At 37.9% G+C, this 20,267-nt stretch carries 20 protein-coding genes and 2 pseudogenes; 17 read left to right on the top strand and 5 right to left on the bottom strand.

Features of this window, described 5'->3' with window-relative positions:
* Nucleotides 1–57: 57 nt before the first annotated feature.
* The 4 genes from HMPREF2876_RS02105 to HMPREF2876_RS02120 all read right to left on the bottom strand — a co-directional run bounded on the left by HMPREF2876_RS02105 (nt 58) and on the right by HMPREF2876_RS02120 (nt 2,222).
* The gene (locus tag HMPREF2876_RS02105) at nt 58–861 is read right to left on the bottom strand and encodes a peptidylprolyl isomerase (protein ID WP_024051998.1); all 804 of its coding nucleotides are present in this window, start codon (nt 859–861) and stop codon (nt 58–60) included.
* A gap of 389 nt (nt 862–1,250) precedes the next feature.
* Complete coding sequence (locus HMPREF2876_RS10085; protein WP_081333900.1) at nt 1,251–1,523, bottom strand: tyrosine-type recombinase/integrase; 273 nt, start codon at nt 1,521–1,523, stop codon at nt 1,251–1,253.
* Nucleotides 1,424–1,996: a type II toxin-antitoxin system PemK/MazF family toxin gene (locus HMPREF2876_RS02115; protein WP_142917728.1), complete on the bottom strand. Its 573-nt coding sequence runs from the start codon at nt 1,994–1,996 to the stop codon at nt 1,424–1,426. The genes HMPREF2876_RS10085 and HMPREF2876_RS02115 overlap by 100 nt, the downstream gene beginning before the upstream one ends.
* A 22-nt stretch (nt 1,997–2,018) precedes the next feature.
* Nucleotides 2,019–2,222: a hypothetical protein gene (locus tag HMPREF2876_RS02120; RefSeq protein ID WP_024051995.1), complete on the bottom strand. Its 204-nt coding sequence runs from the start codon at nt 2,220–2,222 to the stop codon at nt 2,019–2,021.
* 25 nt (nt 2,223–2,247) lie between these two features.
* Between HMPREF2876_RS02120 and HMPREF2876_RS02125 the strand changes: the two genes are divergently transcribed.
* From HMPREF2876_RS02125 to HMPREF2876_RS02165, 9 genes and pseudogenes are all read left to right on the top strand, one after another.
* A complete protein-coding gene (locus HMPREF2876_RS02125) occupies nt 2,248–2,694 on the top strand; it encodes a hypothetical protein (RefSeq protein ID WP_024051994.1) in 447 nt (148 codons plus the stop codon).
* Between the two features lie 22 nt (nt 2,695–2,716).
* A complete protein-coding gene (locus HMPREF2876_RS02130; RefSeq protein WP_049507591.1) occupies nt 2,717–2,935 on the top strand; it encodes a hypothetical protein in 219 nt (72 codons plus the stop codon).
* Nucleotides 2,932–3,162, top strand: a complete 231-nt coding sequence (locus HMPREF2876_RS02135; protein WP_070241577.1) for a hypothetical protein — start codon at nt 2,932–2,934, stop codon at nt 3,160–3,162. Before HMPREF2876_RS02130 ends, HMPREF2876_RS02135 begins: the two co-directional genes overlap by 4 nt.
* 80 nt (nt 3,163–3,242) lie before the next feature.
* Nucleotides 3,243–3,698: a stress-induced protein gene (locus HMPREF2876_RS02140; protein ID WP_070584046.1), complete on the top strand. Its 456-nt coding sequence runs from the start codon at nt 3,243–3,245 to the stop codon at nt 3,696–3,698.
* Nucleotides 3,688–4,997: pseudogene (locus HMPREF2876_RS02145) on the top strand (PBSX family phage terminase large subunit). Before HMPREF2876_RS02140 ends, HMPREF2876_RS02145 begins: the two are co-directional and overlap by 11 nt.
* Nucleotides 4,998–5,144: 147 nt before the next feature.
* On the top strand, nt 5,145–5,330 hold the full coding sequence (locus HMPREF2876_RS02150; RefSeq protein ID WP_042754003.1) for a DUF2798 domain-containing protein: 186 nt from the start codon (nt 5,145–5,147) through the stop codon (nt 5,328–5,330).
* Nucleotides 5,331–5,438: 108 nt separating this feature from the next.
* Nucleotides 5,439–5,648 (top strand): PspC domain-containing protein, encoded by a 210-nt coding sequence (locus tag HMPREF2876_RS02155; RefSeq protein ID WP_022525195.1) that lies wholly within the window; start codon nt 5,439–5,441, stop codon nt 5,646–5,648.
* A gap of 86 nt (nt 5,649–5,734) precedes the next feature.
* Nucleotides 5,735–8,032 (top strand): DNA translocase FtsK, encoded by a 2,298-nt coding sequence (locus HMPREF2876_RS02160; protein ID WP_070584048.1) that lies wholly within the window; start codon nt 5,735–5,737, stop codon nt 8,030–8,032.
* 248 nt (nt 8,033–8,280) lie between these two features.
* Nucleotides 8,281–10,581 carry an HAD-IC family P-type ATPase gene (locus tag HMPREF2876_RS02165; RefSeq protein WP_259294978.1) on the top strand — a complete coding sequence of 767 codons (2,301 nt, stop codon included), beginning with the start codon at nt 8,281–8,283 and terminating at the stop codon, nt 10,579–10,581.
* Nucleotides 10,582–10,625: 44 nt separating this feature from the next.
* Here the strand turns inward: HMPREF2876_RS02165 and HMPREF2876_RS02170 are convergent, their stop codons facing one another.
* Nucleotides 10,626–10,979, bottom strand: coding sequence for a DUF3397 family protein (locus HMPREF2876_RS02170; protein WP_042754001.1), 354 nt, complete (start codon nt 10,977–10,979; stop codon nt 10,626–10,628).
* 162 nt (nt 10,980–11,141) lie between these two features.
* On the opposite strand from HMPREF2876_RS02170, the gene rplK reads away from it, so the two are divergent.
* The 8 genes and pseudogenes from rplK to cvfB all read left to right on the top strand — a co-directional run bounded on the left by rplK (nt 11,142) and on the right by cvfB (nt 20,266).
* Nucleotides 11,142–11,567: a 50S ribosomal protein L11 gene (gene rplK / locus HMPREF2876_RS02175; RefSeq protein WP_003025466.1), complete on the top strand. Its 426-nt coding sequence runs from the start codon at nt 11,142–11,144 to the stop codon at nt 11,565–11,567.
* Nucleotides 11,568–11,657: 90 nt separating this feature from the next.
* On the top strand, nt 11,658–12,347 hold the full coding sequence (gene rplA, locus HMPREF2876_RS02180; RefSeq protein WP_024051988.1) for a 50S ribosomal protein L1: 690 nt from the start codon (nt 11,658–11,660) through the stop codon (nt 12,345–12,347).
* 227 nt (nt 12,348–12,574) lie between these two features.
* Nucleotides 12,575–15,244, top strand: a pseudogene (gene acnA, locus HMPREF2876_RS02185) (aconitate hydratase AcnA).
* Nucleotides 15,241–16,359, top strand: a complete 1,119-nt coding sequence (locus HMPREF2876_RS02190) for a citrate synthase (RefSeq protein ID WP_024051984.1) — start codon at nt 15,241–15,243, stop codon at nt 16,357–16,359. The pseudogene acnA and the gene HMPREF2876_RS02190 overlap by 4 nt, the downstream one beginning before the upstream one ends.
* Nucleotides 16,346–17,548, top strand: a complete 1,203-nt coding sequence (gene icd / locus HMPREF2876_RS02195) for an NADP-dependent isocitrate dehydrogenase (protein WP_186822501.1) — start codon at nt 16,346–16,348, stop codon at nt 17,546–17,548. Before HMPREF2876_RS02190 ends, icd begins: the two co-directional genes overlap by 14 nt.
* Nucleotides 17,549–17,771: 223 nt before the next feature.
* Nucleotides 17,772–18,512, top strand: a complete 741-nt coding sequence (gene pyrH / locus HMPREF2876_RS02200) for a UMP kinase (protein ID WP_003025453.1) — start codon at nt 17,772–17,774, stop codon at nt 18,510–18,512.
* Between the two features lie 3 nt (nt 18,513–18,515).
* Complete coding sequence (gene frr / locus HMPREF2876_RS02205) at nt 18,516–19,073, top strand: ribosome recycling factor (protein WP_003034284.1); 558 nt, start codon at nt 18,516–18,518, stop codon at nt 19,071–19,073.
* A gap of 338 nt (nt 19,074–19,411) precedes the next feature.
* Nucleotides 19,412–20,266 carry an RNA-binding virulence regulatory protein CvfB gene (gene cvfB, locus HMPREF2876_RS02210; protein ID WP_024051982.1) on the top strand — a complete coding sequence of 285 codons (855 nt, stop codon included), beginning with the start codon at nt 19,412–19,414 and terminating at the stop codon, nt 20,264–20,266.
* The last annotated feature ends 1 nt before the right edge of the window (nt 20,267 follow it).

Consider the following 20,267-nt stretch of genomic DNA (forward strand, 5'->3'; position numbering starts at 1 on the left):
TTTGTTCGCTTTTTATATTTGAGGTCGGACTTTTATCCCAGCTTCTTCGTTTTGTAATTATTTCTTAAGTGTATAGTCCTTAATGACTTCAATTTTCTCGATTTTGATTTCTTTTTTTGGTTTGTCGTTTTCGCCTGTCTCAGTCGTAGCGATTTTATCCACGACATCCATGCCAGAAATGACTTGCCCAAAGACAGTGTAATTTCCATCTAAACTTGGATTTCCACCTTTTTTATAGGCTTCAATAATTTTTTCAGGATAAATTGTGCTAGAGAGTTGACTCGAACTGTCCTTGGTGTTTTGGTTGATGAAAAATTGACTACCGTTGGAATTTGGATTGGAAGAACGAGCCATGGCTAATGCACCACGGATATTGTAGAGATAAGACGAAATCTCTGTTTTAAAGCCACTTCCAGAGTCGATCTTAGAGTTTTTGCCTTTCCAAATGGACTCACCACCAGTCCCGTCTCCTTTAGGATCTCCTGTTTGAATCATGAAATCCTTAATGACACGGTGGAAAGTTACACCGTTATAATAACCTTCTTTAGCGTGCGTTAAGAAATTTTCAACTGCAAGTGGAGCATATTTTGGAAAGAGCTTCAAGGAGATAATACCTTCAGTTGTGGTTATTTTCACTTCCGCTTCATCGTTAGCGACCTTGTCAGACAACTGTGGGAAATGAGCATTTTTATCGGTCAAAGCAGCTTTTTGCTCTTCTTTTTGTTTTTCAGCTGCTTTTGAGCTGGATTCGGAAGCAAGACTGGAGTCTACATAGTCATTTCCTCTGATAGCTCTTTGTAAATTGGTACAACCTGTCAAAAATAAACCAGCAGCCAGTCCTAAGATAAGTAATTTTTTCATAGATTTCCTTTCTGAATGTTGAACTATTCACATTTTACTATAAGTAAAAGCCTTTTTCAAATCTTTTGAGAGGTTGTCTCTGCTAACTGAAAGGTACTATCGGGCTATCTTTTTGATGTAAAGATAGCTCAATCGTTTTGAGTATGAAAATATTTTCTTATGAAAAGTTTTGTAAATTCGCTTACGAGAAAAAATTTTTTGTGCTAAAATAGCGTTTATCAACAAAGAAATGGAGTTTTTATGCCGAAGAATTTTAAGGAATTATTATTTTTTACAGCCCTTATGTGTAGCATGATGGTATATATAACTAAAACCCTTGTAATATCAAGGGTTTTACTATTTTCTGAAACACGATTAAAGGCAAGGAGGGGCAAAAAAGGGGCAAAAGATTATAACTTGTTTAGAGCGTCTATAGCTTTTTTTCTTGCGTTTTTTGTGACGTGATTATAAATAGCTAGAGTAGTTTTTGGATCAGAGTGTCCTACTCGTTCCATAATTACCTTAAGCGGCAGGTTTAACTCGGATAACAAAGAGATGTGAGAATGTCTGAATATGTGGCTAGTTAAATGCTTTTTGAAATGTAACTCTTCTTCTGTGGAAGCAAGTACAGAATTAAATGAACGAATGGAGAGCGGGTTCTTTTTATGAGAGGCAAGAAAGATAAAAGAATCGTCGTTGGTTCAATTCTAGATGGTAATGCTGAATTGATTTCATCGAGCAATGTTTGGTCTACTTTTTTACTATTTTCAACCGCAACTTGATGTGTCATATGAAATAATTCTCTTGAAAAATTGAAATCAAGTTTGAGTTTATCTTTTCCTGACTTTGAGGTAAGCGGTACAACAGTTATTGTCCTTTTCTTTTTGTGATCGTTTTTAGATAGGGTAATAGCGAAATGTGTTTTTGAAAATTCTTCCCCAAAATTCATTCCAAAGTGAACATAAACAATTGTATCGGGTAGATATTTTTTATAGCGTCGTCTATATTGTTTAATATCTCTTTCGAGTTGATTGACATAGTTTGAAAAACTTTGCCCCATTCCTAAAGATTTATGATATTGAGGGTTACGCTTGATTAACTCAAGTAATCTGCTAGATGACGCTGACAACAATTCCAAGTCTTCTTGTCTATCCAAAATTTCACCCCACTAAAACTTTTTATTTTGCTTTAAATGTTCTACCACAGTTTTTACAGTGCCAATTGTTTTTTCCGTTTTTTCCAACAAGGCCAAGCAATACCAATGGCCAAGCTATCAGAAAACCTATACATCCTACAAGACCATTGAAACCTTTTCTTTCTTGGTTCATAAACTCAATATCAGTTGACATACAATAAGGACAACGTTGTGCAAACAATCCCATAATATTTTCCTTTCACATCAGCTTTTTGTGTGGTTCAGTTATTGCACATTATTTTAATTTTTATAAATCTAAACCTTCTATAACCAGAGCTGAGCGGAGAAGACTGATAAAAGCAGGATATTTTAAAATAGAGCAGAAAAGGGATGCCCCTAAAAATAACTCAAAACCATCCTTTAATAGAGCAAAAGAAATTAGTAAATTTAGTGATTTTGCTTATAGAAAAGAAAACACTCCTAGAGGAGCTAAGTCATTTGCTACAATGTTCCAGAAAAATGGCAGCTTGACTCACGGTATATTAGCTCATAACGAAGAGTACGCAATAGCAAAATGGGCGAACCAAAAAGGGTATAAGAACCTAGATAAAAAATCCAAAAATGATATTGGAAAAATTATTGGTGAATACTCTAAAGGATATAATCCGAAACTATCAAGAGTAGTTAATTCTAATGAATGGGATTGGCACAAGTATTGATAAACGAAAAAGAGGTTAAAACATGGGAGGCAGAGGAGCAAAAATAAATTTGTCAGGCATACCTAAAAACAAACGTAAAGCTATAGCAAGTTATCAAAAGCAAATTAACAAGCATTATGATAAAATAAGGTTAGCTAAGAAAACAGGGCGGGACACTGAATACATTAACCATTGGGAAGCTGAGATAAGAGCTTTCAAAGGAAATATAAATAAAATAATAGATAGGAGAAATAGAAAATGATTGATTTGTATGATAAATTGAATGAACGCATCTACGAGAATTGCAAGATGTATTATGATAAATACTCAAAATTAGATAAAATGACAGAGGAACAATCTGGTATTATGGGTGGTCTTTATCAATCTCTAAACATTGTCGCAAATGAATATCTAATCAATAACGAAAATGACAATGAGAAATACAGAGAGTTACTCGATAATATTGAAAAGCTCCTAAAAATAGCGTAAAACATCCCCTTTTTAATAAAATAAAATGAAATCATAAGTAATAAATACTTGTGATTTTTTTGTTTGAAAGGAGGTCAGAATTGCCTAGAGATGGAACTAATAACTTAAAGCCAATGAGCGAACGAAGCAAAGATGAAGTAAAGAAGATTGCATCTAAAGGTGGCATAAACAGCGGCAAAGCCAGACGTAAAAAAGCTGACCTCAAAAAAGCATTTGAAACGTTGCTCTCATTGGACGTAACGGATAAAAATATCAAGAAGCAACTTGAAGATATGGGAATGGATGGCAGTAATGAGGCTTTGTTAGCCTTTGCCACATTTCAGCAAGCTGTAAAGGGCAATCAAAAAGCCACAGAAAACATCATCAAGCTAACCAATACAAAAGATAAGTACGACATTCAAGAACAAAGAGAGCGCATTAAATTGCTCAAATTGGATAATAAGGAGCGCACAGAGAATAATAAGATAACTGATGCGCCTATTAACATCATAGATGAGTGGGCTGGTGAAGTAGAGGGGGCGACAGATGACCTTTAATATACAGAAAAATGTCAATCCTCATTTTAAGCCTGTGTGGATTTCCGGATTGCCTTATAACGTATTAAAGGGCGGGCGTAACTCTTTCAAATCGTCTGTAATCGCGTTGAAACTAGTCTATATGATGTTGCGATATATAAAAACTGGAGAGACAGCAAATGTAGTGGTTATTCGTAAGGTTGCTAACACTATTAGAGATAGCGTGTTTAATAAAATCTGGTGGGCTTTAAATCTATTTGGAGTTGGTGATAAGTTTAAAAAGACAGTCAGCCCGTTTCAAATCATCCACAAGAAAACAGGTTCAACATTTTACTTTTACGGTCAAGATGACTTTCAAAAGCTCAAATCTAATGATATTGGTAATCTGATAGCTGTTTGGTATGAAGAAGCGGCAGAGTTTGCAAGCCGAGAAGATTTTGACCAATCTAACGTAACATTCATGCGGCAGAAGCATCCACGCGCTAAATTTGTACAATTCTTTTGGTCTTACAACCCACCACGAAATCCATATAGTTGGATAAATGAATGGTTTGAGGATGTCAAGACTAATGACAATTATCTAGCGCACTCTAGCACTTATCTTGATGATGAATTAGGCTTTGTAACTGATCAGATGCTAGAAGATATAGAACGTATCAAAGAAAATGATTACGACTATTACAGATACTTGTATTTAGGCGAGGCAGTCGGACTAGGTAACAACGTGTATAACATGAGCACGTTTCACGCTATTGAGACTTTGCCGAGTGATGATAAGCTGATAGGTATCTCATTTGCGCTTGACGGAGGACATCAACAGTCAGCAACGGCTGTATGTGCTTTTGGTATCACAGCTAAAGGTAAGGTAATCTTACTTGATACGTGGTACTATTCACCAGCTGGTCAAATTGTCAAGAAAGCGCCCAGCCAGCTATCGCAAGATATTAACAGTTTTATCAATCGGATTGTGGATAAGTATAAAGTACCAGTATTGCAATACACAATCGACAGCGCAGAGGGTGCTTTGCGTAATCAAATGTATCTTGACTTTGCTATCAGATGGCATCCAGTAGCTAAACTCAAAAAGGTAACAATGATTGATAGTTTTCAGTCATTGTTGGCACAAGGTCGCTTTTATTATTTGAATACAGAGAATAACAAGATATTTGTTGAGGAGCATAAGATGTACAGATGGGATGAGAAAACTATCAAATCAGACAATCCTAATGTGATCAAAGAAGATGACCACACATGCGACACCGCGAATATTTTGTATTAGATAATGCTAAAATACTAGGTTTGCGCGTGGGTAACACATAAGGAGGGCAACAATGAGCCTATTAGACAAAATAAAAGACTTTTCTCTTAGACCTTCTTGTGGCAGGACCAGTTGTGAAGGGACTTGTTTTTAATTTTTTAACAGAACGCCATAAACCTTGGTAGAAGATCCTCGTTGTTTCAGGTGGTATGGTTCTGATTATGGTTTCATTGATGTCTCTTTATGATCTGCTTTTTAACGGCGTGCCGCTTTCAGTAACCAATTACCTTGGAGCTTGGTTGACCAATTTTATTGTAGCGTTTCCCTTGAATTTTCTGATTGTTGGACCAATTTCTCGCTTTATTTTAGGTCAACTGCAACAGCAACTTTTTTAATCTTGCTGACGATGAACGTTTGACAATTGGTTCATGGAAATTCTTTATGATATTTATTTAATGGTAAAAAATTTATGTTATAATAGATTTATAAAGGAGGGACAGAGAATGGCTAAACGATTGACAAGAGATGTGCGAAATAAGAAAATTGCGGGTGTCTGTGCAGGTATAGCAAATTATTTTGACATTGATCCTACCATTGTACGACTGATCTGGGGAGTAGCATTTTTTGTATATGGAATCGGTCTAATCCCTTATTTGATTTTGTGGTTTGTCTTGCCAGAAGATGATGGGAATGATGATGTGATATGGAAGTAAGCAATGTTGTTTCAAAAGTGGAAGCATGGAGCTTCTGCTTTTTTCTTGCATTGGATTAGTGTTCAATTTGTGGTATAATAAAATTTATGGCAAGTAAGAAAAATAGTAAAAAAGGTCGGACAACGAGACGACCTACAAAAGCAGAAATGGAGCGGCAAAAAGCCATTCGGAGGATGCTTGCAACTTTCGGTATCGCTTTTTTGCTTCTTTTTGCAGCATTAAAATGGGGTGCCGTTGGAATCACTCTATATAACCTTATTCGATTGTTAGTAGGAAGTTTAGCCTATATGGCTATTATAGCCAGTCTCATTTATCTTTTCTTTTTTAAGTGGGTCAATAAGCATGAAGGGTATAAATCAGGCTTTTTCAGTATTTTTATTGGCTTGCTGCTTATGTTTCAAGCTTATTTTGTAAATGTTTTAAATTTAAAAGGACAGGTTCTAAGTACAACCTTGTCACGGATTTTAACGGATTTGACAGCTGTTAAAGTCAGTGCTTTTGCTGGTGGCGGTTTATTAGGAGCGACACTCTATACTCCTATAGCCTTTTTATTTTCAAATATTGGCACCTACTTTATCGGACTCCTCTTAATATTGCTAGGGGCGCTACTCATCAGTCCATATTCGATTTATGATATTTTTGAAAAATTAAGTGAAACCTATCATACTTGGAGTGAGAAGCGAGAAGCAAAGCGTCAGCAACGTTTTATCGAAAAAGAAGAAAAAGCTGCGCAAGCAGCGATGAATGCTATTCAGGTAGAGCAAGACGAGCCACAAATTGATTCTGAAACGGGAGAAATTTTAGATGATGAGGTCTTAGCTCATACGCCGATTCAGTTTGAAGAAGCAGAGCCAGAAATTTATGATTATGATGAGAGTTTGTCTGAGAAACAACACAAAGAAGAGCAGCAAGATAACACAGATGAAGATGTTGAGGTTAATTTCACACCCAAAGAAAGTTTAGATTACAAACTTCCAACAATCAATTTGTTTGCGCCAGACAAGCCTAAAAATCAATCCAAAGAAAAGAAAATTGTCCACGAAAATATCAAGATTTTGGAAGAAACATTTGCTAGTTTTGGCATTCGTGCTAGCGTTGAACGTGCTGAAATCGGACCGTCTGTGACTAAGTACGAGGTCAAGCCAGCTGTCGGAGTGCGGGTCAATCGCATTTCCAATCTGGCTGACGATTTAGCTCTGGCTTTGGCTGCCAAAGATGTGCGAATTGAGGCACCTATTCCGGGCAAATCTTTAGTCGGAATTGAAGTTCCGAATTCCGAGATTGCGACGGTTACTTTCCGTGAGCTTTGGGAGCAGTCTAAGACAGACGACAAGAAATTACTTGAAATTCCTTTAGGAAAAGCTGTCAATGGCTCTGTTCGGACATTTGATTTGGCAAAGATGCCTCATTTGCTGGTGGCAGGATCGACTGGTTCTGGAAAATCCGTTGCAGTCAACGGCATTATTGCTAGTATTCTCATGAAAGCACGACCAGATGAAGTCAAGTTCATGATGGTTGATCCAAAAATGGTTGAATTGTCTGTCTATAATGATATTCCTCACTTGCTGATCCCTGTTGTGACTAATCCGCGCAAGGCGAGCCGAGCTTTGCAAAAAGTGGTAGATGAAATGGAAAATCGCTATGAGCTATTTTCTAAGGTCGGTGCTCGCAATATTGCAGGTTACAATGCCAAAGTAGCCGAGTACAATGCCAGTCAACCAGAATATAAACAAATTCCTCTTCCCTTGATTGTGGTCATTGTGGATGAGTTGGCAGACCTTATGATGGTAGCCAGCAAAGAAGTGGAAGATGCCATTATTCGCTTGGGACAAAAAGCTCGAGCAGCTGGTATTCATATGATTTTGGCCACTCAGCGACCGTCTGTTGATGTTATCTCTGGGCTCATCAAGGCCAATGTTCCTTCGCGGATTGCTTTTGCTGTCTCTAGCGGAACTGATAGCCGAACGATTCTAGATGAAAATGGTGCCGAGAAACTCTTGGGACGTGGGGATATGCTCTTTAAGCCGATTGATGAAAATCATCCTGTCCGTCTGCAAGGCTCATTTATTTCCGATGAAGATGTAGAGCGCATTGTCACTTTTGTTAAGAATCAAGCCGAAGCAGATTATGATGATAATTTTGACCCAGGCGAAGTATCTGAGAATGACATGGATTCAGGTAGTGAGAGTGAACAAGGAGATCCACTCTTTGAAGAAGCCAAGGCTTTAGTCATCGAGACGCAAAAAGCGAGTGCTTCAATGCTCCAACGTCGATTGTCTGTTGGGTTTAATCGTGCGACTCGGCTCATGGAAGAGCTAGAAGCTGCGGGTGTCATCGGTCCAGCAGAAGGCACCAAGCCAAGAAAAGTTTTATTGAATAACTAAAACTAAATAGGTGTGGTTTAAAAAATGTAACATCCTTTCCCAACAAATTTCTGTTGGGATTTTTTTGTAGCTGTTCTATTTTAAAGTTTTGTAGAAAAGGTATGAAAAATCTCATGTTTTCCAGTTTTATGACTTTTCTATGACCTAAGGATAACTTTTTTGATAGAATACTAATATGATTTGTGAATGGAGGCTATATGTCAGAACAGATATACACAGGGCTTAGCCAATAAAAGGTTGAAGAACGAATTCAAAAAGGCTTAGTCAATAAAGTAATAGTTAGCACGGAAAAAACAACTTGGCAAATCATTCAGTCGAATGTGTTTACTTATTTTAATTTTATATTTTTTGTCCTTGCTATGTTGCTAGTTATTGTACAATCATGGAATAATTTACTTTTTTTACCTATTCTTATTATCAATTCTTTGATTGGAATTGTTCAAGAGCTTAGAGCGCGCAAAATATTGAGCAACATGCAGTTACTTCATCACTATACAGCGATTGCAGTGCGAGACGGTAAAGAAATCCAACTAGAGACAAAAGATTTAGTACAAGATGATATCGTTCTTTTCTCGGCAGGGGACCAAATCTATGCAGATGCTAAGATTGTATCAGGTGAATTGAAAGTCAATGAATCACAGTTGACAGGAGAAGCGGATGAAATAGCAAAGCAAATAAGTGATACAGTTATGTCAGGCAGTTTTGTCGTATCTGGTAAAGCCTATGCTCGCTTGGAAAAAGTAGGTGATGAATCCTATATCAATCAACTGACGTTGAAAGCAAAAGAAGTCTCTGGAAAAGAAGAATCTGAAATGGTACGTTCGGTCAATAATTTGGTTAAAGTGATTGGATTTTTGATTATTCCTTTAGGGCTTCTTCTATTTTTCCAAAGTTATGTGACCAATCACGAAAGTTTTCAAGTTAGTATTGTCTCCACGGTAGGAGCTATTATTGGGATGATTCCAGAAGGGTTTTATCTTTTGATGACTCTAGCGCTGGCTTTGGGATCAGCTAGTCTAGCAAGACAGCAGGTTTTATTAAACAGTATGAAGGGGATTGAGTCTCTTTCTCGTGTAGATGTTTTGTGTGTAGATAAGACAGGAACCATTACGGAAAATACGATGAAAGTTGCACAAGTACTCTCTGTTCAGCAAGACAAGAATGCTTCGCAGGAAGCTCTTAAACAATATCTGGTAGCAAGTCCAGATGAAAATGAAACGATTGCAGCGATTCGAGACTTTTTTGTTTCAGAAGTAGTAGAAAAGGCTTGGACCGTAGTGAAAACCTTTCCGTTTAGTTCAAAGACCAAGTTTGGTGCTATTTCTTTCAAAGAAGGCAATTTTATTTTAGGTGCTCCAGAGTTTGTATTAAAAGAAAAGTTGGAAGAATATCGCAGCTATTTTCAACAATATGCAGAAAGCGGCTCACGTGTTCTTGTTTTTGCTGAATCAAAAGATCAGCCATTTACAGGTGATTTGACTCAAACAGTAGAACCCCTACTCTTCATCTTATTAGAAAATCCAATTCGAGAAAATGCAGCCGAGACCTTTTCATATTTTGATGTTCAAGGTGTGGAAGTCAAAGTTATTTCAGGAGATAATCCTGTCACAGTTGCTGCAGTGGCTACCAAAGCAGAGATTCCTCATGCTGAAAATTATGTAGATGCGCAAAACTTGGATACTGATGAAAAAATCACTCAAGCAGTTGAAAAATATACGGTCTTTGGTCGAGTGACCCCTCAACAGAAACAAAAATTAGTTCAAGCACTTCAAGCTAATCAACATAAAGTTGCAATGACAGGTGACGGTGTAAATGATATTTTAGCAATGAAGACTGCAGATTGCAGCATTGCTATGGAGTCAGGCAACGGTGCTACCAAACAGATTGCACAAGTTGTTTTGCTGGATTCTGACTTTTCGCATATGCCGCATATTGTGGCAGAAGGACGTAGGGTTGTCAATAACATTCAGCGTTCCGCTAGTTTATTTCTTGTAAAAAATATCTTTTCCATTTCACTAGCTATTTTGTCCAGTTTGTTTGCTTTTACCTATCCTTTGCAAGCATCACAAGTTTCCTTGATTAGTGCGTTCACTATTGGTATACCTGGATTTATGTTAGCTTTGGAGCCCAACAAGCAGCGCATTCGAGGGCGTTTCATAAGAACGGTTTTACAGAATGCGATACCAGCAGCTTTTGTTGATTTATTGGCCGTTTTGATTGTCATGGCTTGTGGTCGGATTTTTCGATTATCTACGCAAGAAGTTGCGACATCATCTGTTATCTTATTAGCAGTGGTTGGTTTCATTATCATCATCAAGCTTATTCAGCCGCTCAATCGAATGAAAACTATTGTCGTACTCTTTAACCTCATCGGCTTAGTGATTTCGGGCTTGTTATTTCACTCTATTTTTTTGTTATCCAAAATCTCACCGATTACCATTATCCTCACAGTCATTCTCTCCTTAATGTTAGAATCACTCATGAGACTGTTCCAATTCATAACAAATAAGTTATTTGCTCTATTTGATAAGTTCTCAACAAAATATTAAATATAAAAATATCGGAAGCAGATGAGTCTGTCCGATATTTTTTATTATTTTGTTAAAAATAAGCCAATCACCATGGCGAGGTAGAGAAAGAAGGTCAAAATAAAACCAGCTCGCCAGAAAAATTTAAAGAACTTAGGATAGTAAAAACTGCGTTTAATTCGAAGAAAGTAGACAGTAATGGCAATTGCTAAGGCAGAAAGGGCTAATGCTAATTCTGGCAAGAAACTGTGGTAGAAAGCTCTATCAGAGATGACATAGAATTCCAACACAAAAAGTGGAAAAGCCAAATCTGCAAAATTCCAGCCAAATCGTTTCAAGCGAAATAATTTAGTAATAATAATGGTTAAAATAATAGTTAAAAAGATAAATAAAATAGATGCGATTTTTAATAATGTCATACACATATTTTACCACAAAAATCGAGAAAAATAGAGAATTTTTTTAGTATTTTTTCTTGCAATTTAGTCGTTTTAGTGTATAATAGAAAGGTATGCAAGAAGCATACTTGTGGGAGGTAAAAATCTTACATTACCGCCAAAACCACAAAGGAGGATTTAAAGATGGCTAAAAAAGTCGAAAAACTTGTAAAATTGCAAATTCCTGCTGGTAAAGCTACTCCAGCTCCACCAGTTGGTCCTGCGCTTGGTCAAGCCGGTATCAACATCATGGGATTCACAAAAGAGTTCAACGCTCGTACAGCTGATCAAGCTGGTATGATTATCCCAGTTGTTATCTCAGTATATGAAGACAAATCATTTACTTTCGTAACAAAGACACCGCCAGCTGCTGTTCTTTTGAAAAAAGCTGCAGGTGTTGAAAAAGGATCAGGTACACCAAACAAAACAAAAGTTGCAACAGTTACTCGTGCACAAGTACAAGAAATTGCTGAAACTAAGATGCCAGATTTGAACGCTGCAAACCTTGAGTCTGCAATGCGTATGATCGAAGGTACTGCTCGTTCTATGGGATTCACTGTTGTTGACTAATCAATAACACCCAAACCCGCAAGACTTCATCATTTCGAGAAGGACGTGGGAGATGAAAATCGATTGAACCACTTACAAGGAGAATAGAAAATGGCTAAAAAAAGCAAACAACTTCGTGCTGCTCTTGAAAAAATCGACAGCACAAAAGCATACAGTGTAGAAGAAGCTGTAGCACTTGCAAAAGAAACAAACTTTGCAAAATTTGACGCAACTGTAGAAGTTGCTTATAACTTGAACATTGATGTGAAAAAAGCGGATCAACAAATCCGTGGTGCAATGGTTCTTCCAAACGGAACTGGTAAAACTCAACGTGTGCTTGTTTTTGCACGTGGTGCAAAAGCAGAAGAAGCAAAAGCTGCTGGTGCAGACTTCGTTGGTGAAGATGACCTCGTTGCAAAAATCAACGGTGGCTGGCTTGACTTTGATGTCGTAATTGCTACACCTGATATGATGGCACTTGTCGGACGTCTTGGACGTATCCTTGGACCACGTAACTTGATGCCAAACCCTAAAACTGGTACTGTAACAATGGATGTTGCAAAAGCAGTTGAAGAGTCTAAAGGTGGTAAAATTACTTACCGTGCAGATCGTGCAGGTAACGTACAAGCTATCATTGGTAAAGTTTCATTTGACGCTGATAAGTTGCTTGAAAACTTCAAAGCATTCCACGATGTGATTGCAAAAGCTAAACCAGCTACAGTAAAAGGAACTTACATAACAAATCTTACTATCACCACTACTCAAGGTGTGGGTATTAAGGTTGATGTTAACTCACTTTAATTTAGAATCTAAAACTCTATCTTCGGATGGAGTTTTTCTTTTGCAAAATCAAAAGCATTGGATTGATGAAATTCATCGCTTTTTTATGCTTTGGATTTTTTGGCGAATACATATTTGAAATAGTAAACGAAAACCAGTAATGTTATATTTTCTTACATATTTTTATAAAAACTATTGCATGAATTTTTGTAAAATATAAAATAATTATTCCTAGTGGGAGGTTTCTCATGCTAACATATAAATCTATATTATATCAAGATAAGCGAGAATATAGCTATATTGATCTCGAAAAAGTTGCATTAGATATGGGTGGAGACTTAGACAATCTTCCTTATTCTATTCGCATATTATTAGAAAGTCTTTTGCGAAAAGAAGATGGCGATGTCGTGAGAAAACATCACATAGAGAATCTAATGCACTATCAAGCTGTTAAACCGAGAGGTGAAGTGCCCTTTAAACCAAGTCGTGTTATTTTACAGGATTTTACGGGAGTACCAGTTGTTGTTGACTTGGCAAGTATGCGCGATGCAGTTGTAACAAATGGGGGAGATCCAGAACTTATCAATCCTGAAATTCCTGTGGATTTAGTCATTGACCATAGTGTGCAAGTTGATTGTTATGGCTGTGAGACTGCTTTGGAAGAAAATATAACAAAATAATTTTCACGTAATAATGAGCGGTATGAATTTTTGAAATGGGCTGAGCAATCTTTTGATAATTATCGTGCAGTTCCACCTGCAACTGGGATTATTCACCAAGTTAATATTGAATTCCTTAGTGATGTTGTTATTGAAAAAGACGGCATGCTTTATCCAGATTCAATGTTTGGAACAGACAGTCATACAACAATGATCAATGGAATAGGGGTTCTTGGCTGGGGAGTTGGAGGAATTGAAGCAGAGGCTGCTATGTTGGGAGAAGCTTCTTATTTTCCAGTTCCAGAAGTGATTGGTGTACGCTTAGTTGGGGAATTGCCTAAGATTACAACGGCAACTGACTTAGCTTTAAAAGTAACACAACGATTACGACAAGAAAATGTAGTTGGAAAATTTGTAGAATACTTTGGGGAAGGACTAGCAACACTTGGTTTGGCAGACCGCGCAACAGTTGCAAATATGGCGCCAGAATATGGAGCAATCTGCGGTTACTTTCCTATTGATGAAGAGACCCTTCATTATATGCGACTAACAAATCGGAAAGAATAACATATTGCGTTAACGAGGCTCTATGTCCAAAAGAATCATTTATTTTATGATGAAAAAGTGGAGCCAATTTATTCAAAAATTGTTGAGATTGATTTGTCCACCATTGTTCCGAGTATTTCTGGTCCCAAACGGCCACAGGATTTAATTGAATTGACAAAGGCTAAGTAAGAATTTCAAGCGAGTCTTATCCGAGAAGTGGGTGTTCGAGGTTTTGGTTTGCCAAGAGAGGAATTGAGGAAAACAGCGACGGTATTGTTTGATGATTATGAAGAAGAGATTAAAACGGGTCATGTCGCTATTGCAGCAATTACTAGTTGTACTAATACCTCCAACCCATATGTCTTAATGGCGGCAGGCTTAGTAGCTAAACGTGCTGTGGAAAAAGGATTACGTGTTTCAAAAACAGTCAAAACGTCACTTGCACCAGGCAGTAAGGTTGTTACGGCCTATTTGAAGGAGAGTGGTCTCCAAGTCTATCTGGACAAATTAGGTTTTAATGTTGTTGGATATGGCTGCACCACTTGCATTGGCAATTCTGGAAATTTGTTACCAGAAGTGGCAAAAGCAATTACGGATACGGATTTACTTGCTAGCGCTGTCCTATCAGGTAATCGGAATTTTGAAGGACGAATCAATCCTTTGGTTAAAGCAAATTTTTTAGCTAGTCCGCCACTGGTGGTCGCTTATGCTTTAGCTGGGAATGCAAATATTGATTTAACAAGTGCACCGCTTGGATATGATAGGAATGGACTACCTGTTTACTTCATGGATCTTATGCCAAATCATGATTTGGTAGCAGACTATGTACAAAAATACGTTACCAGTAGTTTGTTTAAAAAAGAGTATGAGCATGTTTTTACTGATAGTGAAAAATGGAATCAAATTTCAACAACAAAATCGAAAATCTATCATTGGAATCAAGCCTCTACTTATATACAAAATCCTCCTTACTTTGATGGCTTGGAAGATGATACAAACATTCAAACGTTGAAAAATCTAGCTGTTTTAGCAAAATTTGGAGATACGATTACGACAGATCATATTTCTCCAGCAGGAAATATTGCTAGAAATAGTCCAGCAGCATCATATCTAGAGGAACATGGTGTAAGCTATCAAGACTTTAATTCTTATGGTAGTCGTCGCGGGAATCATGAAGTGATGATGAGAGGCACCTTTGCCAATATTCGGATAAAAAATGAACTAGCAGCTGGAAAACTTGGTGGTTATACAAAGTATAAGGGTGAACTGATGCCGATTTATGAAGCTGCTATGTGTTATAAGAAAGAAAAAGTGGATACGATTATTTTGGCAGGTCGAGATTATGGTATGGGTTCTAGTCGTGATTGGGCAGCTAAAGGAGCAAATCTTTTAGGTGTTAAAGTGGTTTTAGCTGAAAGTTTTGAAAGAATTCATCGTTCCAATTTAGTCATGATGGGCATTCTTCCTCTTCAATATTTGGACGGCGAAAATGCTCAAAATATTGGATTAACTGGAAAAGAAATATTTGATATTCAATTGCCGAAAGAGCCACAGGTAGGGCAAGTCATAACGGTTATTGCAAAAGAAGGCGATCGAATCACACGATTTAAAGCACGTCTTCGTTTTGATGCAGATGCGGATATTCGTTATTATGAAAATGGGGGAATTTTACCAATGGTGGTTAGAAAGAAATTGCAAGAGGTAAAACAATGACACAAAGCAATGGTTTAAAAGATACGATTGCCTGTGAGACTCGTATCAGTCAGATTATAGATGATACTCTTTCTTATGCAGTCTATAATATTTCAGAATTGATGGAGAATAATGCAAGTTTTGAAGAAGTCATTTACCTACTTTGGAATTTACATTTGCCAACTCAGATTGAATTGAAACATTTTGTGAACGATTTACGTGCCAACTATGCCCTTAGTGATGCGGTGGAACAATGTATTCTCATCCAGTCGCGCAAGCATCTGCATCCAATGAGTGTATTGCGTTCTACAGTTAGTCTTTTAGGAGTCTATAATATCCATGCCGAAGAGACGTCTCTAGAAGCAACTTATGAACAAAGTATTCAATTGATGGCTAAGATTCCAACGATTATTGCAACATTTACAAGGTTGAGATTGGGACAAACTCCGATTGAACCGAGAAAAGATTTAGGATTTGCGGCGAACTTTTTATATATGTTAAATGGGCAGGAACCAACAGAATTAGAAATTCAAGCTTTCAATCGTGCTTTGGTTCTTCATGCAGATCACGAGTTAAATGCTTCAACTTTTGCAGCGCGGGTCTGTGCTTCCACTTTAACCGATATTTATTCTTGTGTGACGGCGGCAATCGGCGCTTTAAAAGGGTCACTTCATGGAGGTGCCAACGAATGCGTCTTTGACATGTTAAAGGAAATTAAAGCAGAGGGAGATACGAATGCATATTTGGATCGAAAATTAGCCTCACATGAAAAAATCATGGGCTTTGGTCATCGTGTTTATAAAACACAGGATCCTCGTGAAAAATATTTGCGAGAAATGGCAGAGGAATTGACAAAGGGAACAGAAAAAGAAATTTGGTACCAGATTTCAGAAGAAATCGAACGTTATATGAAGCACACCAAGCATTTAATACCGAATGTAGATTTTTACTCAGCAACGGTTTATCATGTTTTAGGTATTGACAGTAGTATCTATACATTGATTTTTGCAATGAGTCGGGTGTCTGGCTGGATTGCCCACATTCAAGAACAGCGCAAAAATAATAAGTTGATTAGACCTCGCTCTCATTATGTTGGCGCTCAAAATTTACATTATATTCCTATTGGGAGGAGATAAAATGGCAGAAAGAATTCGTCTTGTGAATAAGCAGTTGCTAGTTCCAGATAATCCCATTATCCCTTATATCGAAGGTGATGGAATTGGGCACGACATTTGGAAAGATGCACAGCTTGTCTTGGATAAAGCGGTGGAGATAGTTTATGGAAGCAGTAGAAAGATTTTTTGGAAAGAGATATTGGCGGGAGAAAAAGCCTTTCGTTTGACAGGAGAATGGTTGCCAGAAGAGACTTTAACGACAATTCAGCATCATTTGGTTGCGATTAAAGGTCCTATTACAACTCCTGTTGGTGGTGGCATTCGTTCTTTAAATGTTGCCTTTCGTCAAGAACTAGATCTCTACGCTTGTGTACGTCCCGTACGGTATTTTGCGGGCGTTCCTAGCCCACTACGACATCCTGAAAAGACGAATATGACAATTTTTCGTGAAAATACCGAAGATATTTATGCAGGAATTGAATGGGAAGGTGAGTCTGATGAGGCTCAACAAGTGATACAATTTTTACAAAAGGAAATGGGAATTGATAAAATTCGTTTTCCGAAGACGAGTGCTATTGGCATTAAACCAATTTCACGCCAAGGAAGTGAACGGTTGATTCGTGCAGCGATTCATTATGCTCTATCTGCCAATGTAAAAAACGTAACTCTGGTTCATAAAGGGAATATCCAAAAATTTACAGAAGGTGGTTTCAGAAAATGGGGCTATGAGCTTGCAGAGAAGGAGTTTGCAAAGGAATTAGTAGCTGGAAAATTGATTGTGACAGATGTGATTGCAGATAATTTTTTACAACAAATTCTATTAAATCCTGAAAAATTTCAAGTAGTAGCTTTGACAAATTTGAATGGGGATTATGTTAGTGATGCTCTGGCTGCTCAAGTCGGCGGCATTGGTATTGCTCCTGGAGCTAATATCAATTATGAAACAGGTCATGCTATTTTTGAAGCAACGCATGGAACGGCTCCTGATATCGCAGATCAAAATAAAGCAAATCCTTGTTCACTTTTATTGTCTGCCTGCATGATGTTTGATTACATTGGATGGTCCGAAGCTGCGCAAGTTATTATAAAAGCAATTGAAAAAGCGTTAGCACTTCAAAAGATGACAGATGATTTTGCTAGTCAGATAGAAGGTGTCCCTGCGCTTTCAACGAGTGATTTCACTCAGGTTTTATTAGATTTTTTAGCTTAGGTTCTGATTTTTACACATGAAACAAACGGCAAAGAAGCTGAGACAAAAGTTTCTGATTTCAATATTCGTTGCATAATGAATGAACGACACCATAGCTGGTTGCTCAAATAGCGTAGCAAACTATCTTCTCCCTTTTATCGAAATTTTTATTTTTTAAAGAATTTGACTATATAAAAATCTCAAAATATGGTAAAATAGTACAGATAAAATAAGGAGAATAAAAATGGTAGCCCCGAAATATAAACGTATTTTAATCAAATTATCAGGTGAAGCTCTTGCTGGTGAGAAAGGTATTGGAATTAACATTTCAACCGTTCAAAAAATGGCAGAGGAAATCAAGGAAGTACATGATTTGGGTATTGAAATTGCCCTTGTTATCGGCGGTGGGAATCTCTGGCGTGGAGAGCCTGCGGCAGAAGCAGGAATGGATCGTGTGCAGGCTGATTACACAGGAATGTTAGGAACAGTCATGAACGCTCTGGTTATGGCTGATTCCCTTCAACAAGTGGGGGTGGATACGCGCGTACAAACAGCGATTGCGATGCAGCAAGTAGCAGAACCTTATATTCGTGGACGCGCTCTGCGACACTTGGAAAAAGGACGTATCGTTATCTTCGGTGCTGGAGTTGGTTCTCCCTACTTCTCAACAGATACAACAGCTGCCCTTCGCGCGGCTGAGATTGAAGCTGATGCGATTCTGATGGCAAAAAATGGTGTAGATGGTGTTTATAACGCTGATCCGAAGAAAGATAAGACTGCGGTGAAATTTGATGAATTAACCCACCGTGACGTGATTAACAAAGGTCTTCGTATCATGGATTCAACGGCTTCTACTCTTTCAATGGATAATGACATTGACCTTGTTGTCTTTAATATGAACGAACCTGGTAATATCAAACGCGTTGTCTTTGGTGAGCAAATCGGAACAACCGTTTCAAATAATGTAGAAAAAGAAGAGGAATAAGTTATGGCAAATGCAATTGTAGAAAAAGCGAAAGAAAGAATGACACAATCACACCAAAGTTTAGCGCGTGAATTTGGTAGCATTCGTGCTGGTCGTGCGAATGCCAGCCTTTTGGATCGGATTTCAGTTGAGTATTATGGAGTGGAAACTCCACTTAATCAAATCGCGTCTATCACGATTCCTGAAGCGCGTGTCCTTTTGGTGACGCCGTTTGACAAATCTTCTATCAAAGATATTGAGCGCGCACTCAACGCTTCTGATCTTGGTATTACCCCTGCGAGTGACGGTACGGTTATTCGTTTGGTCATTCCCGCTTTGACAGAAGAAACTCGCCGTGATCTTGCTAAGGAAGTGAAGAAAGTCGGTGAAAATGCTAAAATTGCTATTCGTAATATCCGCCGTGACGCCATGGATGAAGCAAAAAAGCAAGAAAAAGCAAAAGAAATTACTGAAGATGAATTGAAAACACTTGAAAAAGATATTCAAAAAGTGACAGATGAGGCTGTTAAGCATATTGATGATATGACTGCCAGCAAGGAAAAAGAATTGATTGAAGTGTAAGCTTTTCTCTGTATGTAGTAAAAAATAGAAAGCAAGGAGGGTGGGACGAAATCAGTCGTTTCCTAGAAACTTGACTCTTCGCAAAGTTGAGTAGGGCTGTAAAAGTTGATTTATCAACGAGTTAGAACCCACTCAGCAGTGATTGATTAGGCACTAAAGTGCCAAATAATTGTGTATGAGAAACTCTAATTGACTAAAGTCAACGTAGTTTCTCCAAATCACTACGTCTTAGAATGATAACTATATAAACAAAGGAAGCTGAACACTTTTGTTCCAGCTTCTTCTTTTGAAGTAGGAAGAAAGTTTCATATCCGCTTCGAACGATAGAAAGATGAAAAATGAATACAAATCTTGCAACATTTATAACAGGTCTTGTAACCGATGAAAATAATCGTTTTTACTTTGTTCAAAAAGATGGGCAGACATATGCTTTAGCTAAAGAAGAGGGGGAGCATCAACTGGGCGAATCGGTCAAGGGCTTTGCCTACAGCGACATGAAGCAGAAACTTCGCTTGACGACTCTTGATGTAACAGCGACCCAGACGACTTTTGGCTGGGGAACAGTGACGGATGTTCGTAAGGACTTAGGTGTTTTTGTTGACACAGGACTTCCAGATAAGCAAATTGTAGTGTCTCTTGACATTTTGCCAGAAATAAAAGAACTTTGGCCTAAAAAAGGCGATTGCCTCTATATCCGTCTGGATGTGGATAAAAAAGACCGCATTTGGGGGCTTTTGGCCTACCAAGAAGATTTCCAGAAATTAGCTCGTCCAGCTTATAATAATATGCAAAATCAAAATTGGCCGGCTATTGTTTATCGTTTGAAGTTATCTGGAACCTTTGTCTATCTGCCTGAAAATAACATGCTGGGCTTTATCCATCCCAGCGAGCGCTATGCTGAGCCGCGTCTGGGCCAGGTATTGGATGTGCGTGTCATTGGTTTTCGTGAGGTGGATAGGACTTTGAACCTTTCGCTCAAACCACGCTCTTTTGAAATGCTGGAAAATGATGCTCAGATGATCCTGACTTATCTGGAGACTAACGGTGGCTTCATGACCTTGAATGATAAGTCAGCTCCAGAGGATATTAAGGCGACTTTCGGCATTTCCAAGGGACAGTTTAAAAAAGCCCTGGGTGGCCTCATGAAAGCTGGTAAGATTAAACAGAACGCGACTGGGACGGAGTTGATTTAAA

This window comes from Streptococcus sp. HMSC073A12 (genome assembly GCF_001812815.1).
GTDB classification, from domain to species: domain Bacteria; phylum Bacillota; class Bacilli; order Lactobacillales; family Streptococcaceae; genus Streptococcus; species Streptococcus vaginalis.

Bases quoted from the DNA above. Each gene is read 5' to 3' on its own strand.
- HMPREF2876_RS02105 (WP_024051998.1), bottom strand. From the start codon at position 861: ATGAAAAAATTACTTATCTTAGGACTGGCTGCTGGTTTATTTTTGACA.
- HMPREF2876_RS02120 (WP_024051995.1), bottom strand. From the start codon at position 2,222: ATGGGATTGTTTGCACAACGTTGTCCTTATTGTATGTCAACTGATATT.
- HMPREF2876_RS02130 (WP_049507591.1), top strand. From the start codon at position 2,717: ATGGGAGGCAGAGGAGCAAAAATAAATTTGTCAGGCATACCTAAAAAC.
- HMPREF2876_RS02135 (WP_070241577.1), top strand. From the start codon at position 2,932: ATGATTGATTTGTATGATAAATTGAATGAACGCATCTACGAGAATTGC.
- HMPREF2876_RS02150 (WP_042754003.1), top strand. From the start codon at position 5,145: ATGGTTCTGATTATGGTTTCATTGATGTCTCTTTATGATCTGCTTTTT.
- HMPREF2876_RS02155 (WP_022525195.1), top strand. From the start codon at position 5,439: ATGGCTAAACGATTGACAAGAGATGTGCGAAATAAGAAAATTGCGGGT.
- HMPREF2876_RS02160 (WP_070584048.1), top strand. From the start codon at position 5,735: ATGGCAAGTAAGAAAAATAGTAAAAAAGGTCGGACAACGAGACGACCT.
- HMPREF2876_RS02170 (WP_042754001.1), bottom strand. From the start codon at position 10,979: ATGACATTATTAAAAATCGCATCTATTTTATTTATCTTTTTAACTATT.
- rplK (WP_003025466.1), top strand. From the start codon at position 11,142: ATGGCTAAAAAAGTCGAAAAACTTGTAAAATTGCAAATTCCTGCTGGT.
- rplA (WP_024051988.1), top strand. From the start codon at position 11,658: ATGGCTAAAAAAAGCAAACAACTTCGTGCTGCTCTTGAAAAAATCGAC.
- HMPREF2876_RS02190 (WP_024051984.1), top strand. From the start codon at position 15,241: ATGACACAAAGCAATGGTTTAAAAGATACGATTGCCTGTGAGACTCGT.
- pyrH (WP_003025453.1), top strand. From the start codon at position 17,772: ATGGTAGCCCCGAAATATAAACGTATTTTAATCAAATTATCAGGTGAA.
- frr (WP_003034284.1), top strand. From the start codon at position 18,516: ATGGCAAATGCAATTGTAGAAAAAGCGAAAGAAAGAATGACACAATCA.
- cvfB (WP_024051982.1), top strand. From the start codon at position 19,412: ATGAATACAAATCTTGCAACATTTATAACAGGTCTTGTAACCGATGAA.